This window comes from Rhizobium oryzihabitans (assembly GCF_010669145.1).
In the GTDB taxonomy this organism is placed as follows: domain Bacteria; phylum Pseudomonadota; class Alphaproteobacteria; order Rhizobiales; family Rhizobiaceae; genus Agrobacterium; species Agrobacterium oryzihabitans.
The window spans coordinates 957,376-984,153 of the sequence record NZ_CP048632.1; the positions used below are offsets into that span (position 1 = coordinate 957,376).

23 protein-coding genes and 2 pseudogenes are annotated in these 26,778 nt (G+C 59.3%); 13 read left to right on the forward strand and 12 right to left on the reverse strand.

Annotated features, from left to right (window positions below; translation table 11 throughout):
- Positions 1 to 32: 32 nt before the first annotated feature.
- The gene (locus tag G3A56_RS05155; RefSeq protein WP_164056613.1) at positions 33 to 2,252 is read right to left on the reverse strand and encodes a molybdopterin-containing oxidoreductase family protein; all 2,220 of its coding nucleotides are present in this window, start codon (positions 2,250 to 2,252) and stop codon (positions 33 to 35) included.
- Positions 2,253 to 2,293: 41 nt separating this feature from the next.
- On the opposite strand from G3A56_RS05155, the gene G3A56_RS05160 reads away from it, so the two are divergent.
- Positions 2,294 to 3,157 (forward strand): 23S rRNA (adenine(2030)-N(6))-methyltransferase RlmJ, encoded by an 864-nt coding sequence (locus G3A56_RS05160; RefSeq protein ID WP_082184081.1) that lies wholly within the window; start codon positions 2,294 to 2,296, stop codon positions 3,155 to 3,157.
- A 4-nt stretch (positions 3,158 to 3,161) separates the two neighbouring features.
- Here G3A56_RS05160 and G3A56_RS05165 read toward each other — a convergent pair whose 3' ends face one another.
- Positions 3,162 to 4,109 carry a lysylphosphatidylglycerol synthase domain-containing protein gene (locus G3A56_RS05165; protein WP_082184651.1) on the reverse strand — a complete coding sequence of 316 codons (948 nt, stop codon included), beginning with the start codon at positions 4,107 to 4,109 and terminating at the stop codon, positions 3,162 to 3,164.
- A 208-nt stretch (positions 4,110 to 4,317) separates the two neighbouring features.
- On the opposite strand from G3A56_RS05165, the gene G3A56_RS05170 reads away from it, so the two are divergent.
- Together G3A56_RS05170 and G3A56_RS05175 are read left to right on the forward strand one after the other, a co-directional pair.
- Positions 4,318 to 5,091, forward strand: a complete 774-nt coding sequence (locus G3A56_RS05170) for a ribonuclease T2 family protein (protein WP_082184080.1) — start codon at positions 4,318 to 4,320, stop codon at positions 5,089 to 5,091.
- A gap of 113 nt (positions 5,092 to 5,204) precedes the next feature.
- Positions 5,205 to 5,801 carry a glutathione S-transferase gene (locus G3A56_RS05175; RefSeq protein ID WP_082184079.1) on the forward strand — a complete coding sequence of 199 codons (597 nt, stop codon included), beginning with the start codon at positions 5,205 to 5,207 and terminating at the stop codon, positions 5,799 to 5,801.
- Positions 5,802 to 5,917: 116 nt separating this feature from the next.
- Here G3A56_RS05175 and G3A56_RS05180 read toward each other — a convergent pair whose 3' ends face one another.
- Positions 5,918 to 6,574, reverse strand: coding sequence for an outer membrane protein (locus G3A56_RS05180; RefSeq protein ID WP_035217887.1), 657 nt, complete (start codon positions 6,572 to 6,574; stop codon positions 5,918 to 5,920).
- 350 nt (positions 6,575 to 6,924) lie between these two features.
- Between G3A56_RS05180 and G3A56_RS05185 the strand changes: the two genes are divergently transcribed.
- The 5 genes from G3A56_RS05185 (at position 6,925) to G3A56_RS05205 (ending at position 11,177) form a co-directional block, all read left to right on the forward strand.
- Positions 6,925 to 7,713: an SDR family oxidoreductase gene (locus G3A56_RS05185; RefSeq protein WP_082184078.1), complete on the forward strand. Its 789-nt coding sequence runs from the start codon at positions 6,925 to 6,927 to the stop codon at positions 7,711 to 7,713.
- The gene (gene uvrC / locus G3A56_RS05190; protein ID WP_164056194.1) at positions 7,710 to 9,761 is read left to right on the forward strand and encodes an excinuclease ABC subunit UvrC; all 2,052 of its coding nucleotides are present in this window, start codon (positions 7,710 to 7,712) and stop codon (positions 9,759 to 9,761) included. Before G3A56_RS05185 ends, uvrC begins: the two co-directional genes overlap by 4 nt.
- A 102-nt stretch (positions 9,762 to 9,863) precedes the next feature.
- Complete coding sequence (gene pgsA, locus G3A56_RS05195; RefSeq protein ID WP_045015850.1) at positions 9,864 to 10,451, forward strand: CDP-diacylglycerol--glycerol-3-phosphate 3-phosphatidyltransferase; 588 nt, start codon at positions 9,864 to 9,866, stop codon at positions 10,449 to 10,451.
- Positions 10,451 to 10,705 (forward strand): molybdopterin converting factor subunit 1, encoded by a 255-nt coding sequence (gene moaD / locus G3A56_RS05200; protein WP_082184077.1) that lies wholly within the window; start codon positions 10,451 to 10,453, stop codon positions 10,703 to 10,705. Before pgsA ends, moaD begins: the two co-directional genes overlap by 1 nt.
- Before the next feature lie 4 nt (positions 10,706 to 10,709).
- Positions 10,710 to 11,177, forward strand: coding sequence for a molybdenum cofactor biosynthesis protein MoaE (locus G3A56_RS05205; protein WP_082184076.1), 468 nt, complete (start codon positions 10,710 to 10,712; stop codon positions 11,175 to 11,177).
- Between the two features lie 60 nt (positions 11,178 to 11,237).
- On the opposite strand, the pseudogene G3A56_RS05210 reads toward G3A56_RS05205, so the two are convergent.
- Positions 11,238 to 12,133, reverse strand: a pseudogene (locus G3A56_RS05210) (branched-chain amino acid ABC transporter permease).
- A 61-nt stretch (positions 12,134 to 12,194) separates the two neighbouring features.
- Here G3A56_RS05210 and G3A56_RS05215 point away from each other — a divergent pair.
- On the forward strand, positions 12,195 to 12,746 hold the full coding sequence (locus G3A56_RS05215) for a CGNR zinc finger domain-containing protein (protein WP_082184074.1): 552 nt from the start codon (positions 12,195 to 12,197) through the stop codon (positions 12,744 to 12,746).
- Positions 12,743 to 13,294: a hypothetical protein gene (locus G3A56_RS05220; protein WP_164056195.1), complete on the forward strand. Its 552-nt coding sequence runs from the start codon at positions 12,743 to 12,745 to the stop codon at positions 13,292 to 13,294. Before G3A56_RS05215 ends, G3A56_RS05220 begins: the two co-directional genes overlap by 4 nt.
- A gap of 226 nt (positions 13,295 to 13,520) precedes the next feature.
- Here G3A56_RS05220 and ndk read toward each other — a convergent pair whose 3' ends face one another.
- A complete protein-coding gene (gene ndk / locus G3A56_RS05225; protein ID WP_003496769.1) occupies positions 13,521 to 13,943 on the reverse strand; it encodes a nucleoside-diphosphate kinase in 423 nt (140 codons plus the stop codon).
- A gap of 101 nt (positions 13,944 to 14,044) precedes the next feature.
- Complete coding sequence (locus G3A56_RS05230; RefSeq protein WP_080600306.1) at positions 14,045 to 14,740, reverse strand: glutathione S-transferase family protein; 696 nt, start codon at positions 14,738 to 14,740, stop codon at positions 14,045 to 14,047.
- Between the two features lie 256 nt (positions 14,741 to 14,996).
- Here G3A56_RS05230 and G3A56_RS05235 point away from each other — a divergent pair, with 256 nt between their 5' ends.
- Positions 14,997 to 16,043: a GGDEF domain-containing protein gene (locus tag G3A56_RS05235; protein ID WP_164056196.1), complete on the forward strand. Its 1,047-nt coding sequence runs from the start codon at positions 14,997 to 14,999 to the stop codon at positions 16,041 to 16,043.
- Between the two features lie 69 nt (positions 16,044 to 16,112).
- The gene (locus G3A56_RS05240) at positions 16,113 to 17,996 is read left to right on the forward strand and encodes an ABC-F family ATP-binding cassette domain-containing protein (RefSeq protein WP_082184648.1); all 1,884 of its coding nucleotides are present in this window, start codon (positions 16,113 to 16,115) and stop codon (positions 17,994 to 17,996) included.
- A 56-nt stretch (positions 17,997 to 18,052) separates the two neighbouring features.
- Here G3A56_RS05240 and G3A56_RS05245 read toward each other — a convergent pair whose 3' ends face one another.
- The 5 genes and pseudogenes from G3A56_RS05245 to G3A56_RS05265 all read right to left on the reverse strand — a co-directional run bounded on the left by G3A56_RS05245 (position 18,053) and on the right by G3A56_RS05265 (position 24,460).
- A complete protein-coding gene (locus G3A56_RS05245) occupies positions 18,053 to 18,535 on the reverse strand; it encodes a GlcG/HbpS family heme-binding protein (RefSeq protein WP_082184072.1) in 483 nt (160 codons plus the stop codon).
- Positions 18,536 to 18,638: 103 nt separating this feature from the next.
- A complete protein-coding gene (locus tag G3A56_RS05250; protein ID WP_082184071.1) occupies positions 18,639 to 19,247 on the reverse strand; it encodes a response regulator transcription factor in 609 nt (202 codons plus the stop codon).
- 5 nt (positions 19,248 to 19,252) lie between these two features.
- A complete protein-coding gene (locus G3A56_RS05255; protein WP_082184070.1) occupies positions 19,253 to 20,908 on the reverse strand; it encodes a sensor histidine kinase in 1,656 nt (551 codons plus the stop codon).
- Positions 20,909 to 21,192: 284 nt separating this feature from the next.
- A pseudogene (locus G3A56_RS05260) lies at positions 21,193 to 23,132 on the reverse strand (EAL domain-containing protein).
- Positions 23,133 to 23,245: 113 nt separating this feature from the next.
- Complete coding sequence (locus G3A56_RS05265; protein WP_082184068.1) at positions 23,246 to 24,460, reverse strand: GGDEF domain-containing protein; 1,215 nt, start codon at positions 24,458 to 24,460, stop codon at positions 23,246 to 23,248.
- 316 nt (positions 24,461 to 24,776) lie between these two features.
- Here G3A56_RS05265 and G3A56_RS05270 point away from each other — a divergent pair, with 316 nt between their 5' ends.
- Entirely contained in the window at positions 24,777 to 25,703 is a 927-nt protein-coding gene (locus G3A56_RS05270; RefSeq protein WP_082184067.1) for a Gfo/Idh/MocA family protein, read from the forward strand.
- A gap of 32 nt (positions 25,704 to 25,735) precedes the next feature.
- Here the strand turns inward: G3A56_RS05270 and G3A56_RS05275 are convergent, their stop codons facing one another.
- Complete coding sequence (locus tag G3A56_RS05275; RefSeq protein WP_082184066.1) at positions 25,736 to 26,764, reverse strand: sensor domain-containing diguanylate cyclase; 1,029 nt, start codon at positions 26,762 to 26,764, stop codon at positions 25,736 to 25,738.
- Between the last annotated feature and the right edge of the window lie 14 nt (positions 26,765 to 26,778).

The following is a 26,778-nucleotide window of genomic DNA, read 5'->3' on the forward strand; positions in this document are numbered from 1 at the left end:
TTGGTTGAGCCTGCCCCTGTCGCAGCGCAATATCAAGCCTCGCTGGCTTGATCTTCGCGGCGGAGCCATACCTTGTTGTCGTGAAAAGCCGCCCCGCCATAGGGGGCAACGGCGTCCGCGCCGGTCAGAACATTGATGCCCTCACCGTCCAGATGTGCCTTGTTGGGCCACAGCCCTTCAGCAACCAGAACGCCGGGTCTGGCACCCTCCACGATTTTTGCGTGGAGACGCACTTCGCCGCGGCCATTTCCGATGCGCACGATGTCACCATCGGCGATATTGTTACGGGTAGCGTCCGCAGGACAGATCATCAGTTCGGGACGGCCTTCCTTCTGCACGGAGGTTTTCGTTTCCGCAAAGGTGGAGTTCAGGAAGTTGCGGGCCGGCGATGTCGCCAGCCGGAAAGGATGGTCCTGATCGGCGGTTTCGATGACGTCTACCTGATCCGGAAATTTTGGAAATTGCGAAACGGGGCCCATCACGCCGATGTTTTTCGGCGGCCGGTTGGGAGACGGCCCGGTTGCCCATTCGGGGCTGAAACGGAATTTTCCGTCGCCATAACCGAAGCCCTCGAGATAATGCGCCACCTCGAAAGCGGGCTGCGCATCGATCCATTTTTCTTCCGCCAGCGTATCGAAATCGCCCCAGCCGCTGACTTTCAACATGCGGTCGACATGGTCACGGGCTGAGAGGCCGAAGCCCGGCATATGGTCGATGCCGAGACGTTTCGCCAGCTCTTCGATGACGAAGAGATTGGTGCGCACCGTTTCCGGCGGCTCCACCAGTTTGGGGCCTAGCAGAATGTGGTTCTGGCCGCCGGCGCGGTAGATATCGTCATGTTCGAGGAACATGGTCGCGGGCAGCACGATATCGGCAACTTCAGCCGTCTCCGTCATGAACTGCTCATGCACGGCAACGAAAAGATCGTCGCGCAGGAAACCCTGTTTCACCAGCCGCTGCTCGGGCGCGACATTAACGGGATTGGTATTCTGGATGAGCAGAGCCGTCACCGGGCCGCCATGACGCAGCGCTTCCGCGTCACCCGTCAGCACGCGGCCGATCTGCGACTGGTCGAGCTGGCGCACATCGGGGTCGGCATAGGCCGTGCCCATCAACTCCGACTTGTTGAGCCGGAAGATATCGCCATTGTTATGGAAGGCGCCGCCACCCTCATATTGCCAGGAGCCGAGTACCGTTGCGATCGAAAGAGCGGCGTGCATGGCAACCGCGCCGTTGCGCTGGCGGGCGAAACCGTAACCCAGCCGGAAGAAGGTTTTTTTCGTCGTACCGACGAGCCTTGCGAAATCCTCGATTTCCTCGACAGAGAGACCGGTGATTTCAGACGCCCATTGCGGCGTCTTTGTCTTCAGATGCGCTTCGAGCCCGGCCGGATCGTCGGCAAAACGCGCCATGTAGTCGCGGTCGGCATAACCGTCGCGGAAGGCGATGTGCATGATGGCGCAGGCAAGCGCGGCATCCGTGCCCGGACGCACGACGATGCGCATATCCGCCTGTTTCATGGTCGGATTGTCGTAGATATCGACGACGACGATCTTCGCGCCGCGTTCCTTGCGGGCCTTGACCGCATGGGTCATGACGTTGACCTGAGTGGCAACCGCATTGGTGCCCCAGATGACGACGACATCGGCCTTGGCGATCTCGCGCGGATCGGGACCGCGCAGGGCACCTGTGCCCATGACATAACCCGTCCAGGCCATGTTGGTGCAGATCGACCCGAAAAAGCCGGAATATTTCTTGGCATGGCGCAGCCGCTCGATGGAATCGCGCTGCACCTGCCCCATGGTTCCAGCGTAGAAATAGGGCCAGACGGCCTCGGCACCATGACGGGCTTCCGCCTTGACGAAAGCGTCGGCGACCTCGTCCAGCGCCGCTTCCCAGGAAATCTCCTGCCAGTCGCCGGCACCCTTCGCGCCCCTGCGGCGCTTCGGGGTCAAAAGACGACCGGGATGATAGATGCGCTCGGAATAACGCGCCACCTTGGCGCAGATGACGCCGGCGGTGTATGTATTGGCATTGGCGCCGCGCACACGGCCGATGCGGCCATCGGCATTGATGTCCACTTCCAGCGCGCAGGCGCTCGGACAGTCATGCGGGCAGACCGTGTGGCCAACACGTGTGGTGCCTTCGGCGGCGTTTTTAGCGGAAATCGGGGTCGCAACGTTCATGGCTTTTGTATATTGCATCAGCGATGCGGCAAAAAGGCCGAAGTGACGCCCATCAAGAATATTCATCATCACCATTCATCCGGATAAACGGCAAGCGAGACACATCCATGAACTATCGCCACATCTACCACGCCGGCAATTTCGCGGATGTTCTCAAACACGCCGTTCTCGCCCGTCTCGTCCGTTACCTGCAGAACAAGGACAAGGCATTTCGCGTGCTGGATACCCATGCCGGCATCGGCCTTTACGACCTGTCCTCGGAAGAGGCGCAAAAGACGGGCGAATGGCAGACCGGCATCGGCAAGCTGATGGACGCCGATCTTCCTGCTCCCATCGCCGAATTGCTGGAACCCTATCTTTCCGCCGTCAGGGAGCTCAATCCCGATGGCGGCGTGCAATTCTACCCGGGTTCGCCGAAACTCGCGCGCATGCTGTTTCGCCCGCAGGACCGACTTTCGGCCATGGAACTACATCCGGACGATGCACGCGCCCTGTCCCGCCTGTTCGAGGGCGATTATCAGGCGCGCGTCACCGAACTGGACGGATGGCTGTCGCTCGGCGCACATCTGCCGCCGAAGGAAAAGCGCGGCCTTATCCTCGTCGATCCGCCGTTCGAGCTGGAGAACGAATATCAGCGGCTCGCGGATGGCCTGAACAAGGCCTATCGGCGTTTTTCCACCGGCACCTATTGCCTGTGGTATCCGCTAAAAAAAGGTGCGCCGATAAAGGATTTTCACGAGCGGCTGCAATCCTTCGAAATTCCGAAGATGCTGTGTGCCGAACTCTCCGTCAAAAGCGACCGGCTGGAAGGCTTGAGCGGCTCCGGCCTCATCATCGTCAACCCGCCCTATACGTTGAAGGACGAGTTGCACACGCTGCTGCCATTCCTGAAAACGGTGATGGCGCAGGACCGGTACGCTTCACACCGCGCCTTCTGGCTGCGCGGCGAGGGAAAGCCGGAAGAGGATTGAAGGGTTACCTCAGCCCTTCCCGCTTCTGCGCCTGCGCAAGCTGTGATCGCTCGAAGAACAGGATCACGAACAGGGCCATGATGAAGGGAATGATGAGGTAGAACAGCCGGAAGACCAGCAGCGCCGCAATCACGTCAGCGGGGTTCATGTCCGGCAGGCCGGTGACGAAGACCAGTTCCAGCACGCCGAGCCCGCCCGGCGCGTGAGAAATCAGCGCCGCCGAGAATGAAATCAGGAAGATACCGAGGATGATCATGAAACCCGGATTTCCCGCCTCCGGCAGCGCGAAATAGATGATGCCTGCCGCGCCGATCAGCTCGATCGGACCGATGACCAGCTGTTGCGCCACCAGTCTGGGCGCGGGATAGGGCAGGAAAAACGAGCGGATTTTCAGCGGTTTCAGCTTCAGGAGACTGCCGAGCACATAAAGACCGACAACGACGAGCAACAGGATGCCGGTTGTCGTTGAAGCCTCCACGGGCAGGATGCCGGTGAAGCGCTCGGTAATGTCAGGCTCGTAGACAAGCACCATGCCGATCAGCATGATCGTGCCGATGGTGAAGGTGAAGGAACAAAGGGCGACAAGCACACCGACCTCCCCGACGCTCAGCCCCTTGGACGTATAGGCACGATACCGCACCACGGCGCCGGAAAACACGGAAGCGCCGACATTGTGGGAGAGCGCATAGGTGGTAAACGAGGTGAGCGTGATGAAGAACCAGTTCACCTTGCGGCCGAGATGCTGGAGCGCAATGCGGTCGTAACCGGCAAGGGCGGCATAGGCTACCAGCGTCGACAGGCCGGAACACACCCAGTCCCGTGCGCGAATGGCCGCCAGACTTTCCCACAGGTCATCAAGCGAAAGACCGCGCAGCTCATGATAGAGCAACCAGGCTGAAAAACCGATCGTCGCCAGACCAACGACGGGCCAGATGTATTTCTTTGATGTCATGCGGTCATGCCCGCCTATTTCCTCCAGCTTCACCCCAGCCCTATTTCCGCTTTCCGCAGAAGATTCGTTCGACTCTATTCGTTATGCGGCGAAGCTTTCAACCTTTTCATGGAAGATTGCCCGTTTGCCCCGTTCACAAATTTATGTAAGACCGATTTGTCGCCGACGGTGACATGAGGTCGTCCATTTTCCGGGGAACGTGCGCAGAATGAAGCGTTATGCGGGTTTCATCGCCTTGGGTCTTCTGTCGCTTGCAGCGCTTTGGTTCGCGCAGGAAAAATCCACGCCCACCGGCTCCGACAACAACCGGCAGACGCAATCACAATCGCAGCCAGTCGGGAATTCCGGGGCAGACGCTTCCCGGCCCGATGCATCCCGGCAGGATACGGGCAGAAATCCCGTATCACGCGGAACGGGCTTTGATTTTTATGTACTTTCACTGTCTTGGTCGCCGGCATTCTGCGCCAGTTCCGAAGGCTCCGGTAATCGCCAGCAATGCGGCAGCGACAGGCGTTACGGTTTCGTCGTGCATGGGCTTTGGCCGCAAAACGAGACTGGCTATCCCGAATTCTGCAAAAGCAGCGAACCGGACCGTGTGCCTGACGCGATCGGCCGTACCATGTTCGACATCATGCCTTCCATGGGGCTGATCGGCCACCAATGGCGCAAACACGGCTCGTGCTCCGGCCTTTCGCAGAAGGATTATTTCTCGGCAACCCGGGCCGCCTTCGAGACGGTCAGGCTGCCGGAGAGGATTGCCTCGGGTGCCGGAGCGGCCAGCCTCTCTGCGGACGCGATAGAAACCGCCTTCACCGATGCCAATCCCGGCATGTCGAAACGCGGCGTCTCGATCAGCTGCGATGGAAAGCGCCTCGAGGAAGTCCGCATCTGCCTCAATACGGACATGACATTCCGCGACTGCCCCGAGCTTGACCGCAAAGGCTGCCGCGCCGGTGCCACCGAAATTATTCCCATTCGCTAAAGCGGATCGGATGATCTCTATTTCTTTATTTTACATATTTTCCAGACATAAAACCGCTACGCATTTTATTGGAAATACTCCAGTCACGAGACGCCAACCCATAGGACCCGACCATGGAACTGCTCTATTCGCCCGCCTCCCCCTATTCCGCCAAGGTGCGCATGGCCGCCCGCCATCTCGGTATCGACATCACGTCCGTGCGCGTCGACACCAATGCCGAGCCGGCAACGCTGATGGACAATAATCCGCTCGGCAAGATCCCGGTCCTGCTGCTGGATGATGGCGGTTCGGTCTATGACAGCGTGGCGATCATGCACTATCTCGACCGCCTTTCGGGCGGAAAGCTCTACCCGAAGAAGAATGGCAAACGCACGGAAGTGGAAATTCTGGAAGCGCTCTGCGACGGCATCATGGATTGCCTGCTCGCCATTGTTTACGAGCGCCGTTTTCGCCCCGAAGACAAGATTCATCAGCCATGGATCGACAAGCAGTGGAAAAAGGTTGTGAAGGGCCTCGACCATCTCAACGCGAACCTGCCGAAAACCGGCAAGAAACTGCATGGCGGCCATTTCGCGCTTGCGGCGATGATCGGTTATCTCGATCTGCGTTTCGCGGGTGAATGGGCAGAGGGTCGCGATGCGCTGGCGCAGTGGCCTGAGACATTCGGCAAGCGTTTCGAAGCCTACACGGAAATGAAGGCCGCCGCCTGACGTCAAAGCAAGACGATGCCTGGCCTGATAGCCGGGCATTCATTCTGGGCACATGCCGCAGAAACAAAAAAGCCGGGGCGTAAACCCCGGCTTTTCCTTTACCGATCCGAGAAGGATCAGAACTTGACGCCGATACCGGCCTTGACGGAGTGATCGTCGAAACCACGCGAGAACGCGCCGGAGTCGAGACCGTAGTCCTTCTTCTGGTAGTCGCTGTAGCGATATTCCAGACGGGCGGTGATGTTGTCGGTCACCATGGCTTCTACACCGGCACCAACGGTGTAACCGAGCGCGGTGGCGCTGTCCTTGGAGGTCGCGTCACGAACCTTGTTGTCGGAGACAGCAAGACCGGCCGTACCATAGAGCAGGAACGGGTTCATGTCGTAACCAACGCGGCCACGCAGCGAGCCGTTGACGCCCTGCTTGCCTTCGACGGCGTTACCGGCAACCGTACCGGCGGAGCCCTTCTCGTCGCCCAGGTTCACGTCTGCTTCAGCACCGTAAACGATCTGGCCGCTCTGCATGTTGTAACCACCGTAGAGACCGCCGCCGAAGCCCTTGGCGTCACGGCCGTCATTGCTGGAGCTGAAACGACCCCAGTCATAGTTGACCGTACCACCGAGGTAAGCGCCGGACCAATCCTTAACCGGTGCGGGTTGGTCGTAGGACACCGGTGCCTGGGGCACTTCGTTTACGGCGTCAGCGGCGTGAGCGGCCGAGAAGCCGGCAGCTGCCATGGTCGAAGCCATAAGGGTTGCTACGAAAATACGCATGCTATTCTCCTTTCAGGACCGCTCTGCACTCAAAACATTGTTTTCAGACGCGGTGTAAAAATCGTCGGGTTAATCGCCCCTCTGGAAACTGAACTTGATGGGAGAATGCGGAGATCAAAGAGCCAAAATGTGAATTGTTTGGGGCAGAGACGTGACTAGAATTAGACGTTGCCTAATTGCCACAAGGGTTTTATTAACCCTAACAGAAGCCTAATCAGCAATAGATCGGCTTTAAACTTAGTTATATTCAAATTAAACCGAAATTGCATTGTGAATAAAAAATCGCCCAATTCTTTTGGGGCCGACGGACAGCTTGCGATTTGCATTTATATCCAGCAAATAGGGCGGGTATGAGCAAATGCAGGTCCGCCGTGAAAGAAAATATACCGAAGACAGTCTTGATAACCGGAGCCGCCCGAAGGCTTGGGCGGGCGATCGCCACGGATTTGGCCGCCCACGGCTTTGCAATCGCCGTCCATGCCAATGCCTCAATGGCTGAAGCCGAGGAATTCGCTAACGAAATAAGGCAAAACGGTGGCAAAGCCATCGCCGTCCAGGCGGATCTGACACAATCTGCGCCGACAATGGCGCTTGTCGAACAGGCATCTTCCGCGCTCGGCCCCATCGGCGTCGTCGTCAACAATGCGTCCGTTTTCCTCAACGATTCGGCTGAGGCCCCCGATCCGGCGGTCTTCGATGCGCATTTTGCCGTGCATGTCAGGGCCCCTTCCCTCATCGCGGCCGCCTTCATCGAACAATTGCCACAGGATAAATCCGGGCTGATCGTCAATATCATCGACCAGCGCGTGCTTGCGCTCACGCCGCGTTTTTACTCCTACACGCTTTCGAAATCCGCCCTTTGGACCGCGACGCGGACGATGGCACAGAGCTTTGCACCACGCGTCCGGGTCAATGCCATCGGACCGGGTCCCACCTTCAAAAGCGAAAGACAGGCGCCGGAGGACTTTCAGGCGCAGATCGACGGCCTTATATTAAAGCGTGGTCCTGCCGCAGATGAGTTCGGGCGGACGATTCGCTTTCTTTTCGACACGCCGTCGGTCACCGGACAAATGATCGCGCTCGACGGCGGCCAGCACCTTGGCTGGGAAACCCCTGATGTGGCGGAGATTAATGAATGAACGGAAAGAAGCTGCCTGATGGCGGTATTCTCTTCGATGAAACCGACGACGAAGACGACGATGCAAGCCTTGCCGTAACAGAAGCGGCCGAGGCTCCGCGCGACGTTGCCGGCATGGACTGGAATGCGGGCTGGAAGAATGAATCCGGCCTGAAGGGCATGGACCTCATCGGCGAATTCGTCAAACACCTGCCCAACTCGCCGGGTGTCTACCGCATGTTTAACGAGGCGGGCGATGTGCTTTATGTCGGCAAGGCGCGCTCGCTGAAGAAGCGTGTGGGCAACTATGCGCAGGGCCGTGTCCATTCCAACCGCATCGCCCAGATGGTGCGTTTCACCACCCATATGGAGTTCGTCACTACCCGCACGGAGACCGAGGCGCTTCTGCTTGAAGCCAACCTCATCAAGCGCTTGCGGCCGCGCTTTAACGTGCTTTTGCGTGACGACAAATCGTTTCCCTATATTCTCATCACCGCCGACAATCGCGCCCCGGCGATCTTCAAGCATCGGGGTGCGCGGGCGCGCAAGGGCGATTATTTCGGACCCTTCGCGTCGGCCGGCGCAGTCGGCCGAACGATCAATTCTCTGCAGCGCGCCTTCCTGATCCGCACCTGTACCGACAGTGTTTTCGAAACGCGCACACGTCCCTGTCTTCTCTACCAGATCAAGCGCTGTTCCGGCCCCTGCACGCATGAGGTCAGCGATCAGGGGTATGCGGAACTCGTCAAGGAAGCCAAGGATTTCCTGTCCGGCAAGAGCCAGAGCGTCAAGACTGCAATCGCGCGGCAGATGAACGAGGCGGCCGAGGATCTCGATTTCGAGCGCGCCGCCGTTTATCGCGACCGGCTGGCTGCGCTTTCCCACGTCCAGAGCCATCAGGGAATCAATCCCGCCGGCATCGAAGAGGCGGATGTCTTCGCCATTCATCACGAAGGCGGCATATCCTGCATTCAGGTATTCTTTTTCCGCACCGGGCAGAACTGGGGAAACCGCGCGTATTTCCCGAAGGCGGACCCGTCCCTGCCCGGCTCAGAAATCCTCAATGCGTTTCTGGCACAGTTTTACGACGACAAGCCCGTGCCGAAGCAAATCCTGCTGTCCGAAACGGTGGAGGAACAGGAACTGCTGGCCGCTGCTCTCGGTGAAAAAGCGGGACACAAGGTGACGATCAGCGTGCCGCAGCGCGGCGAGAAGAAAGACATTACCGACCATGTTCTTGCCAATGCGCGCGAGGCGCATGGCCGCAAGCTGGCGGAAACATCCTCGCAGGCGCGGTTACTGAAGGGTTTTGCGGAGACCTTCGGCCTTCCCTATGTGCCGCGCCGGATCGAGATTTACGACAACTCGCACATCATGGGCACCAATGCCGTGGGCGGCATGGTGGTGGCGGGGCCGGAAGGTTTCGTGAAGAACCAGTATCGCAAGTTCAACATCAAATCGACCGACATCACCCCGGGCGACGACTTCGGCATGATGCGCGAGGTCATGACCCGCCGCTTCTCGCGCCTGTTGAAGGAAGAGGGCAAGCCCGACCGCGGGCAGACACAGACGCCGACACCGGAGGAAGCCGCCGACATGTCCTTCCCCACCTGGCCGGATGTGATCCTGATCGACGGCGGTCAGGGCCAGATGACGGCGGTGCGCGCCATCCTCGATGAACTCGACATACGCGACAGTGTGATCGCCATCGGCGTCGCCAAGGGCGTGGACCGCGATGCGGGCCGCGAGCGTTTCTTTGCGGATGGGCGCAGCGATTTTTCCCTGCCGCCACGGGATCCCGTGCTCTATTTCATTCAACGCATGCGTGATGAGGCGCACCGTTTCGCCATCGGCTCACACCGGGCGCGGCGCAAGAAGGAAATGGTGCGCAATCCGCTGGATGAAATTTCGGGGATCGGCCCCGGACGCAAGCGCTCGCTGCTGCAGCATTTCGGCACGGCGAAGGCGGTTTCCCGCGCAGGCCTCAACGATCTGATGAACGTCACCGGCATTTCAGAAGCGGTGGCGCGGCAAATCTACAATCACTTCCATGAGAGCAGTGGCGATTGAAGGCGCGGTATCGCAACGAACTGCTAAAAAAACATAATAACGTGTTGACCCTATGCGTCAGGGGCGGCATCAAGGCAGCTTATCCAGACTGACAGGTTTCCCATGGCTTCGCGCGCATATAACATTCCCAACCTTCTCACCTATGCCCGCATTCTGGCGGTTCCTGTCATCGTTTTGTGTTTTTACGTCGAAGGAAAGCTGGAAAGCTCGGATTTCGCGCGCTGGACGGCTCTCTGGCTGTTCATCATCGCCTCGCTGACCGATTTTCTCGATGGTTATCTGGCGCGTATCTGGAACCAGACCTCCAATATCGGCCGCATGCTGGACCCGATCGCCGACAAGCTGCTGGTGGCCTCGGTGCTGCTCCTGATGGCCGCTGACGGCACCATTGCCGGCTGGTCGCTCTGGGCCGCCATTACCATTCTCTGCCGCGAAATTCTGGTCTCGGGCCTGCGCGAATATCTGGCGGCGCTGAAGGTCAGCGTTCCCGTCACCCGCATCGCCAAGTGGAAGACCACCATCCAAATGGTGGCCATCGCCTTTCTGCTTGCCGGTCCTGCGGGCGACAAGGTTCTGCCCTACACGACAGAAATGGGAATTACGCTTCTCTGGCTCGCGGCGGCGCTGACCATGTATACCGGCTACGACTACTTCAAGGCGGGCCTCAAGCACATCGTGGACGAAGAATGATGGCACGGATCGTTTATTTCGCCTGGGTGCGCGAAAAGATCGGTACGGCCGAGGAGGAGCTGGACATCCCCTCCTCCGTCACCACGGCCGGTGAGCTGATCGCCTATCTTGCGACCCGTGGCGAAAACTACGAAGCCGCCTTCGAATTTCCGGATGTGATCCGCGTTGCGGTCAATCAGGAACATGTCGAGCATGACGAGAGTATTGCCGGCGCGCGCGAGATCGGCATTTTCCCGCCAATGACCGGGGGATGAGCGGATGCAGCCAGCCGTCAAGCCGACGATCCGCGTGCAACACGAAGATTTCGACGCTGCGGAGGAGACCCGCAGGCTGACGGAAGGCAACAGGAGCATTGGCGCGGTGGTGGCCTTCACCGGGCTTTGCCGCGACGATGGCGGCACGCTGGCAGCACTGGAACTTGAACATTATCCCGGCATGGCGGAAGCGGAAATGAGCCGCATCGCCGATCTCGCCATCGAGCGTTTCGCCCTTCTCGGTCTCACTGCCATCCATCGCCACGGCAAGATTGCCGCGGGCGAAAATATCGTCCTCGTCGTCGCCGCAGCCCGGCACCGGCAGGCCGCCTTCGACGGCGCAAATTTCGTGATGGACTACCTCAAGACCTCCGCGCCGTTCTGGAAAAAGGAACACGGCAAGGATGGCACGGCGGGCGAGTGGATCGCGGCCAAGGCAACGGATGACGCGGCCAAGGACAAGTGGCGGTAACGCTTCGTCGTTTTCGCATTTCCGGACGGAAAACTGGCGTCCACTTCTCCTCGGAATGCTCTAGGGCGCTTCCACCCTGCTGCGCATGACGATCAGCCAACCGACCAGAAGCGTCAGAACGGCCGCATCCCGCCAGATGACAGGCCCGTAACCAACCCACAGGGTTTCAGCAAAACCGACGGCAGCGGCCCCGAGCGCGCAGACGAGTGGGCTGGCATAACCGCCCGCCGCCGAAATGAGTACGACCTTCAGGCCGAATACCAGCCCGGCGCCGAAATCCATTGTGCCGTAATAAAAGGTCGCCAATACGCCGGCGATGGCGGCGATAAGGCCCGCCGCGCAATAGGACAGCAGGAATATTCTGCCCGCATTCACCCCGCAGAGCGAGGCGGCGAAAGCATCGTCCGACACCGCCTTCCAGCGTCTGCCAAAGCCGGAACGCCGCAGATAGAAATAGCCTGCGAGAACGAGCAGGCAGAAAACGGCCGTGTTCAGCATCTGCATTGGCGTCAAGGTAACGGCAAAGCTGCCATCGGCCCAGAAACGCACCGGTTCGGATAAAAGCGGCGGCAGCCATAATTGACGGGTGCCGGCGGCAAGTCTGGCGCTTTCGGTGAGCGCGATCAGCACGCCGATGGAGGCGACCGTTACCGCATTGGGGAGGCTTTCGCCAGCGGCCGCATCACTGCCCTGCCGATGAAAGCCGCCGCCCAAAGCCCACCGAACAGACCCATCCCCGCTCCAAGGGCAAGGGTTGCGGGCAGGACCAGCCACAGCCGGTTCCAGCCGAAATCGGCAAATAACAGGCAGGTCTGGCCGGCGAAGGCGAAAATCGCGCCATAGGTGACATCCGCCCGTCTGGTGATCGAAAAGGCGATCGCGTAGCCGAAGGCCAGAACCGCATAAAGCGAGGCGACCGGCACGGCATTCAGCAATTGTTGCAGGAAATAGGCCAAGCGCGTCCTCCCATCATTATTATAACTGTTAAAATACGTTTTGATAGTTATAATATGCGCCATGACCTTTCGCTGGACAGCTCATCGTTTCGCAGGCGGCGCATTGGCACTTGATGTCGCCAACAGCATCATCTTGCGTTCCGACGCGGCAAAATCGATCGACCGTTTTGCCGCGCCGGAGCAGATCGTTACCTTTGCAGAAGCCGCGATACGTCTCAGCGCAGAGCGAGGCAGATTTCCCGCGCTCATCGCCCCCGAAACGGAAAAGCGGCCGGTTTTTCTCGGTCTGCGGGAAGCTATCGACGACTATTTCCGTTCTTCGATCGCCACTGGCGATAATGATGACGGCAGGCTGGCGGAGCTTCTTTTCGCCTGCGGCGCGGCGTTGCGGTCGTTTCCGTCCGCGACGAGCCTCGGCAATGCGACAGCCCATTCCGCCCTTTCGCTACTGGCAGTAGAGACGCAGGAGCGGCTGAAGATTTGCGGTAATTGCGGCTGGCTCTTCATCGACCGCAGCAAGAACAGAAGTCGGATCTGGTGCGACATGGCGGTGTGCGGCAACCGACAGAAGGCCAGCCGGCACTATTATCGGAAGAAGGAGGCAGAGGAATGAAAGGAATTGCCGTTTCATTGCTGGCGATTGCGGCGACGCTGGCCCTCTCCGGTTGCCAGCGGGATGAGCCGCGCGATGTCGCGAAGGTTTCGGGCCGTATGTTCGTCTTCAACTATCGGGTGGCGATTGCGACCTATCTGGTAACACTGCAACGCGTTGCGCCTATCCGCGACGGCAGTACGGTGGAGGCGACCTTCGAAAACCCCCGAGGCGGCGCTGAACTGACGACCCGGGAGAAGATTTTCCCGATGGATGAAAAGATTGCCATTCAAAGCCCGCCGGTCGAATGCGTGAAACAGGACCGGCCCTACAAGGTCACCATCCGCATCAAGGGGCCGGAGGGCGATATTCTGCAGACGATCGAGACCACGATCCGCTCCGACACGGACCAGTCACTTCTTCCGGCCAAACCGCTCACGGTCGGCCCGCTCTATACGCCCAATCCGGAGGTGTTCAAACCGGATGGCAAGATGGATATGCGGCCTGTTGAGGGTGTCTGGCGTCGTGAACACCTCCCCCTCATTCCTGTGCTTGTCACAGGAATCTAGTCAGCCCAAGTCCTTGGGCTGGAGGGACTCTTTCGCCGCGCAGACGCGCGTCGGCTGGATTCCTGTGACGAGCACAGGAATGAGGGTGTGGTGATGCTCGCGCACAAAACCATTTACCCGGTGCTTGAAACAAAAAAACGGAGCCTTTCGGCTCCGTTTCATCGAGTCTTTTCAGCGGCTTCACATAATCACCTGAGAGGGCGATTCAAGCCGTTGATATTTTGAATCAGCCGACGATTTCGGTTTCAGCGAACCAGTAGGCGATTTCCTGTGCGGCGGTTTCCGGAGCGTCGGAACCGTGAACGGAGTTTTCGCCAATGGAGAGCGCAAACGTCTTGCGGATGGTGCCTTCCGCAGCCTGGGCCGGGTTGGTGGCGCCCATGATTTCGCGGTTCTTGAGGATGGCGTTTTCGCCTTCCAGAACCTGTACGATGGTCGGGCCGGAGGTCATGCCTTCAACGAGTTCGCCGAAGAAGGGACGCTCCTTGTGAACGGCGTAGAAGCCTTCGGCTTCGCGCTTGCTCATCCAGACGCGCTTGGAGGCGACGACGCGCAGGCCGTTGTCTTCAAATACCTTGGTGATCGCGCCCGTCAGGTTACGCTTGGTTGCGTCCGGCTTGATCATCGAAAATGTGCGTTCAATCGCCATGTGTCCGTTTCCTTTTCCTATAGAAAGTGGGCGGTCTTTACCCGCCCAAAGGCCCGAAAACAAGGGGGATCAACCACATTGCGACGATGGCGGCAGACATTTCACGCCGCTGTCACACTGCGGCCTCTCGCGTCGTGGAGATCGAGGCAGCCCTCGAACCAGTCCCGGACAGGATCGTTTTCAGAAAACAGATCAGCCCCGGTGGTGATCCTCGCCCATTGCAACGCGCCGAAAACGATATAGTCCGCAAATAGCGGCGATGTGCCGCCGATGAAGGGCTGGAAGCTCAGCATGCGGCGGATCGGCGCCAGGAGCGCCGGGAAGGCCGCGATTTCCGCCTGACGATTGGCCACCACATCCTCCAGCGGCCGGCCGAGCGCCTTCGTCCTGCTGTCGCGGAAATAAAGGCGGTCCGGCTCATCAAGCATATTGTGGATATCGAGCACGGCAATGCGGGTGATGGCCGGGTGAAGCTGGGTCTGCGACCAGCTTTCGACAAAGCGCGCCATTGCCTTGCCGCCCTCGCCGTTAAACAGCGACGGGCGCTCCGGGTAAGCCTCATCGAGATAAAGGGCGATTTCGAAACTGTCGCTCACCAGCTGGTCGCCATCGCGCAGGATCGGCACGGTCCTCGAAAAACCGTCCTCCACCGTCGGAATGACCGTGAAGGGCAAGGGCCGTTCCTCGAAATCCAGCCCCTTATGCGCCAGCGAAAGCACCGTTTTCCAGCAATGGGGAGAAAACGGCCGGGAGCTATCGCTTCCGCAGAGAGAATATAAGGTTCTGGAGGTCGTCATAGGCTGCACCCTCTTATGTCCTGTTGGAGAAACGATATAAGAACGGCCATCACCTGAAATCAAATCAGGATTTGTCATAGCACCGATCAAAAGCCGTTTGCGACTTACAGCCTTCACCACGCCGGAATTTATGGTTGAAGGTGGCAAAAACCTCCCGCGAGTTTAGCCTATTTTAAACCATCGCGTGTATGAGTAACCCCAATTCGGAAGTCGAATATTTGGACGCATTCATAAACATGATCTCTTGGGGCTGACCGTGACAACATCTGCTGGCGATATAAAACGCGAACAGTCCAGAAACGGTCTTGTCGTGACCCGGATCACGCAATTCATCGGCAAGATGAACATTGCACCATTGCCGCGTAATTATGAACTGATCTATGAGATATTGTCGGGGCATAACCCGGCCATGGGGCGCGATATTCTCGCGCTCGGCAACGCGCCGCAACAGCATGAAATCGACATTATCGGCCAGAGGCACAATCTGCCCGGTTTCTCCCGCATCGAAGCGGAACAGATGGCGGCCACGGCTTTCGAAACGCTCAATCAGATTTCCGCGCGGCTGGAAGCCGGCCTGCAGCGCAGCGAAACATTCGTCACCAGCCTTGCCGAGGAAGATCACGATGAGCCGCCGTCACTGGAACGGCTTGCGCAACTGATGGGCGACATTCGCGAAGAACAGACCAGTCTCAAGCATTTCATCTCGATGGGACTGATGAAAATCCGCGAGGTTGAGAAACGACGGGCCGAGCTTCAGGCGAACTCCCTGCGTGACGCCTTGACGGCGCTTCCCAATCGGCCGGCATTCCTTGAAAAACTCGAAGACCTCTTCTCAGGCGATCAAGCGCCATCCGCCACGTCGCTGGTGCTGCTCAACATCGACCATTTCCGCGAAATCAACGGAAAATACGGCCCTACCGCCGGCAACAAGGCGCTTCGGCGGTTTGCCACGCTCTTTCGCAAGACAATCAAGAAGGATGATTTCGTCGCCCGTATCGGCGGCAATGAGTTCGCCTTTCTGTTCGCCGGCGTCTCGCAAAATACCGCTGAAGCAATTGCCGAGCGGTTGCGGCAAAATGTGGCGGCGCTGCGCTTCGTGACCAGCGAGGGCGAAGGCGAACATCTGACGGTTTCGATCGGGGTCGCGGCAGTGGACGGCACCGCCACGCCCGCCGAATTTTTCGGCCATGCCGAACTCGCCCTGCTCTCCGCCCGCTGCGGCACGCGCAATTGCGTCATCGGCTACTCCCGGGACGTGGCGCAACATAGCCGCGGCAGCTATCTGGCGCAGCTCGGCTGTTGACGCTGCATTCTGTTGCTGTGTGGCGCGGGCGCTCTTGCCTTGGCCACGCAGTTCGGCCAAAACGGCGCCATGATTACGATTACCGATCTTTCCGCCCGCATCGCCGGGCGCCTGCTTCTTGACCATGCCAGCGTAACGCTGCCGGCGGGTGTGAAGGCAGGCCTTGTCGGCCGAAACGGCGCTGGCAAATCCACCCTGTTCCGGGTCATCACCGGCGATTTTTCTGCGGAAAGCGGCTCGGTAACGATCCCGAAACAGGCGCGCATCGGCCAGGTGGCGCAGGAAGCGCCGGGAACGGAAGAATCGCTGATTTCCATCGTGCTTTCCGCCGACAAGGAACGCAGCGCGCTGCTGGCCGAAGCGGAAACCGCAACCGATCCGCACCGTATCGCCGAAATCCAGATGCGTCTCGTCGATATCGACGCCCATTCGGCCGAAGCCCGTGCGTCGAGCATTCTTGCCGGCCTCGGCTTCGATCACGAGGCGCAGCTTCGCCCCGCCTCCTCCTTTTCGGGCGGCTGGCGCATGCGTGTGGCGCTTGCCTCCGTGCTGTTTGCCGAACCGGACCTTCTGCTGCTCGACGAGCCGACCAACTATCTCGACCTCGAAGGCACGCTCTGGCTGGAAGACTATATCCGCCGTTATCCGCATACCGTCATCATCATCAGCCACGACCGCGATCTTCTGAACAATGCCGTCAATTCCATCGTGCATCTCGACCAGAAGAAACTGACCTTCTATCGTGGCGGTTACGACCAGTTCGAGCGGCAGAAGGCCGAGGCCGACGAATTGCAGATGAAGGCGAAGGTCAAGAACGACGCTGCGCGCAAACATCTGCAAAGCTTCATCGACCGTTTTCGCGCCAAGGCCACCAAGGCGCGCCAGGCGCAGAGCCGCATCAAGGCGCTGGAGCGCATGGGCACCGTTGCTGCCGTGATCGAGGATCACGTCCAGCCGATCACATTCCCGGAGCCGGAAAAGCAACCGGCATCGCCCATCGTCGCCATCAATGGCGGCGCCGTGGGTTACGAGCCGGGCAAATCGATCCTGAAACAGCTCAATCTGCGGATTGACAATGACGACCGCATCGCGCTGCTCGGTTCCAACGGCAACGGCAAATCGACCTTTGCAAAATTCATCTCCGGCCGGCTTGCCCCGCAGGCGGGCGATCTACGTGTTGCGCCCGGCCTGAAGATCGGCTTTTTCGCGCAGCACCAGCTGGATGACCTCGTGCCGGATGAAACGCCGGTCGAACATGTGCGCAAGCTGATGCCGCTGGCGCCGGAGGCGCAGGTGCGGTCGCGGGTGGCGCAGATGGGTCTGGCAACGGAGAAGATGGCGACGGCGGCGAAAGACCTGTCGGGCGGTGAAAAGGCCCGGCTGCTGATGGGGCTTGCGGCTTTTCATGCGCCCAACCTGCTCATCCTCGACGAACCGACAAACCATCTCGATATCGACAGCCGCCGGGCGCTTATCGAGGCGCTGAACGACTATGACGGCGCCGTCATCCTCATCAGCCACGACCGGCACCTCATCGAGGCGACGGTGGATCGCCTGTGGCTGGTGGCTGATGGCACCGTCAAGACCTTCGAAGGTGACATGGAGGAATATCGCGACCTCGTCGTTTCCTCCGGCAAGCGGAAGGAAGACAAGGTCGAGACCACCGCCGATCAGGCATCGAAAGCCGACCAGCGCAAGGCCAATGCGGAAAAGCGCGCCCAGCTCGCACCGCTCAAGAAAAAGATCAATGAAATCGAATCCCTGACGGCGAAGCTTGAGAAAATGATTCAAGCGCTCGACAAGGAACTGGCGGATCCTGCTTTATACGAAAAAGCGCCCGCCAAGGCCGCGCAGAAAGTGAAAGAACGCGGCGAGGCCGCTGCCAAGCTTTCGGACGCCGAGGAGCAGTGGCTCATGCTTTCAAGTGAATATGAGGATGCGATGGCGCAGTGATGCGCGACAATGCGGCGGCTTCCAGCGAAGCCGCCGCATCCATTTTTTGGTGGTGCTTACTTCGCGCCGATGGCGTTGAGACCTTCACGGGCACATTCGCTATCGATGGCGCCCGAAGGTGCGCCGCCGACGCCGATGCCGCCAACCAGGGCTTCACCGATCTTGATCGGCAGGCCGCCGGCCTGAATGACCAGACGCTCGTCCATGGTCCGCAGACCTTCATTGGCGGGCTTGGAGGCGATGAAGTCTGCAATCTCGCCAATGTCACGGCCGAGCGATGCGGCCGCAAAGGCCTTGCCGGTTGCGCTGGAGACCGTATGGGGGCCGGAGCCGTCGGCCTTCAGCATCACCTTGGTGGCGCCGTCACGGGCAACGATGGTGACGGTGACGGCATTACCCTTTGCCGAGCAGGCCTGAAGCGCTGCCCTGGCTGCCTTCTCCGCCATTTCGAGCGGCAGGTAAGGCGCAGTCGGCAAAGCCTGTGCGAAAGCTGCCGAAGGGGCAATCAGAAGCGAAACGATAAAAAGGTTACGGAGCATAAGAAAGTCCTCTTGCGTGGTGAGGACTGTACCTTAGGCGTAAGGAGCGCGGGCGCGAATCCGTAAGATTGGCCGGCCTCTCGGTAGTTCTACCGATCCGCGCCTAACGATCCTCTCCTGCTTCCAGCCAGAGCCTTGTCATTTCCGCCTGCGACGTGGTGCCGAGTTTGAGACCGATGGCCGCACGGTGGCTGTCGACCGTGCGCGGTGAAAGGCCAAGTCCATCGGCGATCTGGCGGGTGGTGAAACCAAGCGCGATGCGTTCAAGTATCTCACGCTCACGCGCGGTCAGGAGCGACAGCAGCGCCAGCGTCTCGGCATGCTGCGCCTTCGCATCGAGCGTGCGGGACAGGGTCTGGTGCGCCTTCTGGATCGCGTCGATGAGATCCTGTTCGTCTACAGGTTTGGAGAGGAAATCCACCGCGCCGTTGCGGAAAGCTCGGCGGCATGCATCGATATTTCCATGACCGGAAATGATGATGACCGGCCAGTCAACACCTTCTTCCAGCAGCTTTTCCTGCAGCTTCAATCCGGTGATCGCCGGCATGCGAATGTCGAGGATAAGGCAGCCGGGCTCGAGGCTTTGCAATTGACCGAGGAAAACCATGGGATCGGCAAAACCCCTCGCCTTGATGCCGACGGTGGACAACAGCAAAATCAGCGCCTTGCGCACCGCGGCGTCGTCGTCAACGAGATAGACGGGCAAGGTCATGGCCTTTATGCCTCCGCCGCGACTGGCAGGACGACCCGGAAAAGAGCGCCGTTCTCACCATCGACATAAAGGATTTCGCCGTCGGCGCGCTCCACCAGCCTCTGGCTCAGCGCAAGTCCCAGCCCCATGCCGTTCTTTTTCGTGGTTGCGAAAGGCGTAAACAGCCGGTCGCGCAATTCCGGCGCAACGCCGGGGCCATTGTCAGTGACTTCAAGCACGGCGAAGTCGCCCTGCTGGCTCAGAGTGGCAGTAATTGCGCCCCTGACCTCCGAACTGCCGAGCGAATCGAGCGCGTTGCGCAGCAGGTTGAACATCACCTGCTCGATTTCCACCGGATCGACCCGCACCGGGAGCGGCACGTCCGGAACGACAATATCGATCATCACATCCTGACGCGCCGCCTCGCCGGCAAGAAGCGCATCGACATTGCGAAGTGCCGCCCGCAGGTCATGCGCCGCCGCAGGCCGTCGATGCGGCAGCGACCAGTTGCGGAACCGGTCGAGCATGTTGGAAGCGCATCGGGCCTGTTCGACCATGTCATCCAGAGCACCGGAAAGCGTTGCGAGATCCTGGCGGGCGAGAAGCCGCCGTCCCGCCTGCGCCTGCGCCAATATTGCCGTCAGGGGCTGCGTCAGCTCATGCGCCAGGCCACTGGCCATCTCGCCCAGCGCATTGACCCGCGAGGCATGGGTAAGCCTTGCTTCCATGCCGCTCAGTTCGGCCCGCCTTTCGGCAGCCCGCATACGCGTCCTCTGTCTCACCATCACGATACCGAGCAGGAAAACGACGCTGGCGCTGCCCAGCAGGGCAAGCAGAGCGCGGCCAGGCAAAAGATCCTGCCAGGTAATGGACAGGGCAACTTCCAGAAGCAGCGGCTGGCTGGCGCTGCTCAGTTGCCGGACATATTGCGGTTTTTCCGGCAGTTCCGGCGGACCGAACAGCAATGTACCGTCCGGCATCTTCAGCCGGATCACGGCCTGTTTCGCCGACCAGAAGGGCGCGTCTGATGCGAGCAGTCCGGCGCTGTCGACAGCGAGCACCAGCAGTTTCGACGCCGTCTCGCTGTTGGGGCTGCGCTTGACGATCATGTAATGCCCGGGCCTCAGCCCGCTCGCCAGCAATGCCGGCCGGCCGGTAAATACCGATCCCGCCCTGCGGATCGCCGCGGCCAGTTCACCTTCAAGCGGCCGGGTGCCTATGGCAGGGCCCTCATCGTTGAGGGACACCAGCTGGACTTCATCAATGCGCGGGTAAAATTGCAGGATGGGAGCCGCCACATCGAGCAGCAGGCCGTAGTCCGGCCCCTGCTCCGCCTGCGCCACGGCCGAAAGCGCGGTCACATGGGCGTCGTGTTGATCTGCCCGGCGCGAAGCCTCCGCCTGCAGGGCGTTGCTTTGCCGTTCCAGTTCGCCGAGCAGGCTGACATATTGATAAGCCGCCAAAGCGGTAGTGACCGCCGCCATGAGCAACAGCCAGACCAGCAGCATCCTCAGCCACGGCCAGCCAGAGTTCGCGCGCGGATGGCCCGCAGGGCCCCGACGACCGGACACGGCATCGGCGACCGTCCGCAGCGACTGGCTGACGCTTCCCGCCCGTGTCGCCTGTCTCTCCGGCGAAGGCTTGCCGGCCCCGTCGTGCCATATGTCGTCGTTTTCAAGCATCCGTTCGCTCGCGTGACCGCAAAACACGGTCGGAACATGGGTTCGTCAAAGGACTTCCTCAGCACAGACCGGGGGAACATTCAATCCAGTCAGGGCTGAATTCAGATATCAGGCTGGAGCTTACCATTGTTCGCCGCACTCCAGCTTATCTTCATCCCTTTGCTTGTCATAGACATCCAGCAGTCCAGATATTTGGGCAGAAAAGAGCCTATAGCGCAGACACGTGTCGGCCCGATTCCTGCGACAGGCACGGGAATAAGGGCGACGCATTTGACCGAAAGATGCTAGGCGCATTCCTTCATGGGCTTTAACCGCTCAAGCGGCACGGCGGGCGAATAGAGATAGCCCTGGCCGAAACGGATGCCCATCTGCATGAGCAGCCTGCTCTGCTCCTCCGTTTCTATGCCTTCCGTCACCAGCTTGGCGCCATAACGCTCGGCGCTTTCGAAGGCGAGCGCGATCGCCTCCCTGAACCTCGATTGATCGAGCCGTGACGTCATCCAGTGATCGATTTTAACCTCCTCGAACGGGAACCGCGCAAGCAGGGTGAGTGCGGCATAACCGGTACCGAAGTCATCCAGTGAGAGCCGCACGCCGGCGGCACTCAACCTGTCGAAATTCTGCTGCACGATATCGATATTCGGTATTCTGCTCATCTCCGTCACCTCGATCGAGAGGCGCTGCACCGGCACCCCCATCCCGTTCAAAAGCGCAACGACACGATCTCCAAAACGCGCTGTTGCAAAGGACGAGGCGGAAATATTCACGGCCAGGTGAAAATCCGCATCGAGGCCCCGCAGGTCGGCGAGGTCGCGGACAACGCCTTCGATCGTGGACCATTCGAACTCCACCAGCATCCGATGGCGCTCGGCAATCTCCAGCACGTAATAGGGCGAAAGCGGCTGCCCCCGTGCATCGACCGCCCGCAAAAGGGCTTCGGCGCCGATCATGCGGCGATTGTGCATTTCAAATTTCGGCTGATAATAAATTGGCGGCCGGCCGGATTTGATCCAGCTGACCAGCATCTGCCGCACGCCCTCGTCGCGTGTCGCTTTCTCAGCAAAGGAAAACGGGAAAATCTGCACCGGGTTTTCGCTTCCCTTCAGCGTCAGGCTAAGATGCCTGAGGAAGGAGGCCACGTTCTGCCGGGACAGCATATCCAGATTGGCCGCGCCGATTTTCAGGTGCGGTGCAAGCCCCGTCTCCGTAGACTTGGAAAATGCGCTCAACGCGTCATGGAGACGCATCATCAGCCTCGCGCTTTCCGACTTCTCCAGCGAAATCCCCTGCATGACAACCGCAAGTGTCGTATCGCCGAACATGAAGCTGCATGGTGCGTTGGATTTGGACAGCAGGCCGTTGTCCTCGTCGCAGATCTCCTGCGCCAGCCTCGGCCAGAAAAGATCGCCCCAATCCTCGCCCTCGCAGGCAGCGACATCGGCAATATTGACGATTTCAATCAGCACAAGGGCATGCGGAACGGCCGGTTTAAGCCTGGTCGTCATTTCGATATGATCCTTGAGGGCACGCCTGTTGGGGAGGCCAGTCAGGGAATCCGTCCGTGCTGCGGCTTCGCGTTTCCTCACTTCTTCCCGTGCGCGCGCTTCGCCGCGCAGCAAGAGAAGCAGGAAGGCGATCATCGGCAGACCAACGGCCACCGCACCCAGGGTACGGCGGCCGACCGCGCTCAGGAAAAGCGCCTGGTCGATCAGACCAATGCCGAATGACAGGGAGATTGCAAGCAGCGCGGCAACGAATCTCACCGCGAACACGCCGAGAATATCCCGAATTCCGAGGTCGTTGAGACGGCGCCTGCGCATCCAGCCATACAGCATGATTCCGCTAGCCGAAATGACCACCATATCCTGAAAGGCGGCGAAAAACAGCGCAGTGCCACCGAATACGAGACGCCCGACGGCGATAAACGCCAGGCTGATCAATCCCCCTGCCAGGAACCCAGCACGCCCGCCAGAAACAACAGGTCCGAGCGAATATAGGGTTTGGAGGGCAGCTTGATGAACTCGGAAACAAGGAGCGTCAGCAAAAAGCCGGCCACCCCGAATATGAGGCCATAGTAGATCTTATAACGCGCGTCATCGAGCGCTATGTCGCGCCTTACAAGGATCAGCACGGATACCATGCCGATCACGGCGGCTGCCTGGAGCAGCAGAAATGGAAGCTCGGCGGCGGCCGCCGCCGCCTGGGTGGCGATCAATTCCATCATCTGCAAATCCCCCGGTCATTATTGTTATGGCGCCGGAATTCCGGCGTTTGGCCTTCACCGATCCCGCATTTGTGCGGGACCATATTCGCACTCTGCCGGTCGAACCGGCCGGTCTATATCGCTATTGCGGGCTCAACACCGGCGAACCCAGCCGGCCTCGCAATCGTCGCGATATTCTCGTTCGCCAGCACCAGCCGGTCGCGGCCCTGGCGCTTCGCCTCGTAAAGCGCAACGTCTGCCCGGTTCAACATTTCGGATGTTATTTCCCTACCATCGGTCGAAACCGCGACCCCCAGGCTGACTGTCACGATTGCCAGCCCGTCCGGGCGGCTCGGGTGGGGTATGGCCTCGTCGGACACAGCCAGCCGCAGCCTTTCACCGACGGCGAGAGCTGCGGAGACGGCGCAATTGTCGAGCAAGACCACAAATTCCTCGCCGCCATAGCGCGCGACGAAACTTCTGTCGTCGTCGTCCTTGCGTAACGCTCCCCGCAACCTGCCGGCAATCCTGCGCAGACAATCGTCGCCCGCAACATGACCCTCTGAATCATTGTAGTTCTTGAAATAGTCGACATCGAGGAGGATGAGCGCCCTTGGCCTGCCGCCATTGTCTGAAGCTTCGCCCGCCGCCTCATCAAAACTGCGACGATTGCGGATTCCGGTCAGTTGATCGGTGTTGGAAAGCTGCTGAAGCTCCCGATTTGCGTTTTGAATGCGTTGCAGCAGCGTTTTTTCGCGCACCGACGCCAGATAATCCCGCCGTTCGACATTTTCGATGCGATAGGCTGCAAAGAGCGAGACCACGCCAACACCGACCGAACACATGATAGCCGGCATCTTGGCAACTTCACTCGTCACCGTGACGTATTCCAGGCCAACGATGAAGACGACCATGCAACCGACCGTTCCCATGACCGCAAGCGGAAATGGTTTGCGATGTATCGTATTCATGTAGAGGACGACGGTGATGATCCCCATATAATATTCGCTCGCCGCCGAAGTCCTCGCATTGGCATAGATGAACATCAGCGACGCGACGACCAGCATGCAGCCCAGCCCGTGAAGGACCTCATGTGCGATCGCATCCGGCCGCGCCCTCGTCGCATAATATCGTGCGGGAAAATAAAGGAACAGGAGCGGCGTGATAACGAACAACCGGACGACGAAATCCAGCCAGATGATCTCCGGCACCAGCGTCATGTCGACGAATATGTACAGATTATAGAGGACGACGCCAAAAACCAATCCATATGTATTGAATTGACGATTGCTCTCGTTGACTTTCTGGACGAACCCGGACGAACGGTCATCCCCAAGTAAAACCACCATACACGTGCTCTTCAAAATCTATTCAAGCGAAACCTAAAATTTACAAGATAATTATCGAATATCGAGGGAATATACCTAAAAATTCCTTCATTAAAACTAGCAGCAAACAAAAAACAACACTTTAAATTTCGAAAAAATATTTGTAAAATTCAAATATTACACAATATAAAGATACGGAATCGTCATTTTTGTTACGATATAACAGCTTGAAAAAAGACTGTTCCTGCAGGGACGATTGCCTTGCTCCTTCGATTGTTTCTGCTAAAAACTTGTAAAGTCACACTTTATCCATGACGCGCTCAAACAGGTTCCATTCATGTCAGCCACCAAGCTTGCCATCGTCGGCGTCGGCAAAATCGTTCGCGACCAGCACCTTCCAGCCATTGCGGGTAATCCAGATTTCGAATTGATTGCCACGGCGAGCCGCCACGGCACGGTGGACGGCGTTGCTTCCTACGGCACCATCGAGGCCATGCTGGAAGCCGTTCCGCAAATCGAAGCGGTGTCGCTGTGCATGCCGCCGCAATATCGTTACGAGGCAGCCTATGCTGCGCTGAATGCCGGCAAGCACGTTTTCCTCGAAAAGCCGCCGGGTGCGACGCTTTCGGAAGTTCAGGACCTTATCCGCCTTGGCGATTCGAAAGGCCTTTCGCTGTTTGCAAGCTGGCACTCGCGTTATGCGCCGGCGGTTGAGGCCGCAAAGGCGTTTCTGGCCTCGACGACAATCGACAGCGTGCATGTGATCTGGAAAGAGGATGTGCGCCACTGGCACCCGAACCAGGCATGGATCTGGCAGGCGGGCGGCCTTGGTGTGTTCGACCCCGGCATTAACGCGCTATCGATCATCACCCATATCCTGCCGCGCGCGCTGTTCCTGACCAAGGCCACGCTCGAATTCCCGGAAAACCGCGACGCGCCGATCGCCGCCGACCTGCATTTTTCGGACGTGACGAAAATGCCGGTGCACGCCGAATTCGACTGGCGCCAGACCGGCAAGCAGAGCTGGGATATCGTGGCGGAGACGGCAGCCGGACGGATGGTTCTGTCGGAAGGCGGCGCGAAGCTTTCCATCAATGGCGAAGAGAAACTGTCGCAGCCGGAACGGGAATATCCGGCGCTTTACGAGCGCTTCGCGGAGATCATCAAGGCTAGCCGGTCGGATGTCGATCTTGCGCCGCTGACCCATGTGGCCGACGCCTTCCTGCTCGGCCGCCACAAATTCGTGGATTCCTTCTACGACTGAGAAGGCCAAGGGGTTGCCGAAAGCCAGATATATTAAAGGGCGCGGCTGACGAAGCGGTCGCGCCCTGATTTTTTGGCCTGATACAGCGCCTCGTCGACACTGCGCAAAAGCGTGGCACGGTCCGAACCCGCCTGCGGAGCGATTGCGCCGCCGATGCTGAGACGGGCGCCGACCGCCTGCCCGTCGACATCGAAGGGTTCGCGGAAAGCGGCCAGAAGCCGATCGGCCAGCCCGTTCATCACCTCAGATGTGCTGGGACGGGGGATGAAAATGGCGAATTCGTCACCGCCCATGCGCACCACCGTATCCTCGGCGCGGATCGCATTGCGAATGCGTGCGGCAGCGGCGGTCAGCACCCGGTCACCCGCCGGGTGGCCGAACGTGTCGTTGATCGCCTTGAAACCGTCCAGATCGAGATAGAGCACGCCGAAGGCCTCGTTCTCCCGCAGAGCCGCGCCAAGCTGGCTGTCGACAATAGCCTCCAGCGCCTTGCGATTGTAAAAGCCGGTCAGCGGATCGGTCATCGCCGCATCCCGCAATTCGCGCTCCGCCAGGCTCATCGTGAAATTGGCTTTCTGAAGACGAAGGAGTGCAGCCGCCAGCAATGCGAAATGCCTCAGATTGTCGATTTCGCCGTGGGAGAATTTTCTCGTTACCGTATCGACAAGGCAAAAGGCACCGACGACCAGCCCGGGTTCCAGCTCGATCGGAGCGCCGGCATAAGAACGCAATTCCGGACCGCCTTTTACATAGGACATGAAGCGGAAATCCGGGTGCTGGGTCAGATCGGAAATGACCACGACATCCTGCCTGGCAATGACGCGGTTGCAGATCGACAGATCGCGCGGGCATTCCGACAGCTGCATCCCCGCCTGTTCGGCAATATGGAGCCAGTCCTCATCGACGATGTGAACGGCCGCACGCGGGACGTCAAAGACGCCCTGCCCCAATCGAGACAGCACTTCCAGTTCCGGCATCTCGGCATTCTTGAAGGACATGATTGACCGCACCGCGACCAGACGCTCTATTTCCCTGTCGGGCCGTGAAATCGCCTGTCCCATGATGATGTCCTTCT

Bases quoted from the DNA above. Each gene is read 5' to 3' on its own strand.
- pgsA (WP_045015850.1), top strand. From the start codon at position 9,864: ATGGCTTCGCGCGCATATAACATTCCCAACCTTCTCACCTATGCCCGC.
- G3A56_RS05230 (WP_080600306.1), bottom strand. From the start codon at position 14,740: ATGACGACCTCCAGAACCTTATATTCTCTCTGCGGAAGCGATAGCTCC.
- G3A56_RS05265 (WP_082184068.1), bottom strand. From the start codon at position 24,460: ATGGTGGTTTTACTTGGGGATGACCGTTCGTCCGGGTTCGTCCAGAAA.
- G3A56_RS05165 (WP_082184651.1), bottom strand. From the start codon at position 4,109: ATGACATCAAAGAAATACATCTGGCCCGTCGTTGGTCTGGCGACGATC.
- ndk (WP_003496769.1), bottom strand. From the start codon at position 13,943: ATGGCGATTGAACGCACATTTTCGATGATCAAGCCGGACGCAACCAAG.
- G3A56_RS05215 (WP_082184074.1), top strand. From the start codon at position 12,195: ATGACCTTTCGCTGGACAGCTCATCGTTTCGCAGGCGGCGCATTGGCA.
- G3A56_RS05245 (WP_082184072.1), bottom strand. From the start codon at position 18,535: ATGCTCCGTAACCTTTTTATCGTTTCGCTTCTGATTGCCCCTTCGGCA.
- G3A56_RS05185 (WP_082184078.1), top strand. From the start codon at position 6,925: ATGAGCAAATGCAGGTCCGCCGTGAAAGAAAATATACCGAAGACAGTC.
- moaD (WP_082184077.1), top strand. From the start codon at position 10,451: ATGGCACGGATCGTTTATTTCGCCTGGGTGCGCGAAAAGATCGGTACG.
- G3A56_RS05240 (WP_082184648.1), top strand. From the start codon at position 16,113: ATGATTACGATTACCGATCTTTCCGCCCGCATCGCCGGGCGCCTGCTT.
- G3A56_RS05155 (WP_164056613.1), bottom strand. From the start codon at position 2,252: ATGAATATTCTTGATGGGCGTCACTTCGGCCTTTTTGCCGCATCGCTG.
- G3A56_RS05255 (WP_082184070.1), bottom strand. From the start codon at position 20,908: ATGCTTGAAAACGACGACATATGGCACGACGGGGCCGGCAAGCCTTCG.
- G3A56_RS05270 (WP_082184067.1), top strand. From the start codon at position 24,777: ATGTCAGCCACCAAGCTTGCCATCGTCGGCGTCGGCAAAATCGTTCGC.
- G3A56_RS05250 (WP_082184071.1), bottom strand. From the start codon at position 19,247: ATGACCTTGCCCGTCTATCTCGTTGACGACGACGCCGCGGTGCGCAAG.
- G3A56_RS05160 (WP_082184081.1), top strand. From the start codon at position 2,294: ATGAACTATCGCCACATCTACCACGCCGGCAATTTCGCGGATGTTCTC.
- G3A56_RS05175 (WP_082184079.1), top strand. From the start codon at position 5,205: ATGGAACTGCTCTATTCGCCCGCCTCCCCCTATTCCGCCAAGGTGCGC.
- G3A56_RS05170 (WP_082184080.1), top strand. From the start codon at position 4,318: ATGAAGCGTTATGCGGGTTTCATCGCCTTGGGTCTTCTGTCGCTTGCA.
- G3A56_RS05220 (WP_164056195.1), top strand. From the start codon at position 12,743: ATGAAAGGAATTGCCGTTTCATTGCTGGCGATTGCGGCGACGCTGGCC.
- G3A56_RS05180 (WP_035217887.1), bottom strand. From the start codon at position 6,574: ATGCGTATTTTCGTAGCAACCCTTATGGCTTCGACCATGGCAGCTGCC.
- uvrC (WP_164056194.1), top strand. From the start codon at position 7,710: ATGAACGGAAAGAAGCTGCCTGATGGCGGTATTCTCTTCGATGAAACC.
- G3A56_RS05275 (WP_082184066.1), bottom strand. From the start codon at position 26,764: ATGGGACAGGCGATTTCACGGCCCGACAGGGAAATAGAGCGTCTGGTC.
- G3A56_RS05205 (WP_082184076.1), top strand. From the start codon at position 10,710: ATGCAGCCAGCCGTCAAGCCGACGATCCGCGTGCAACACGAAGATTTC.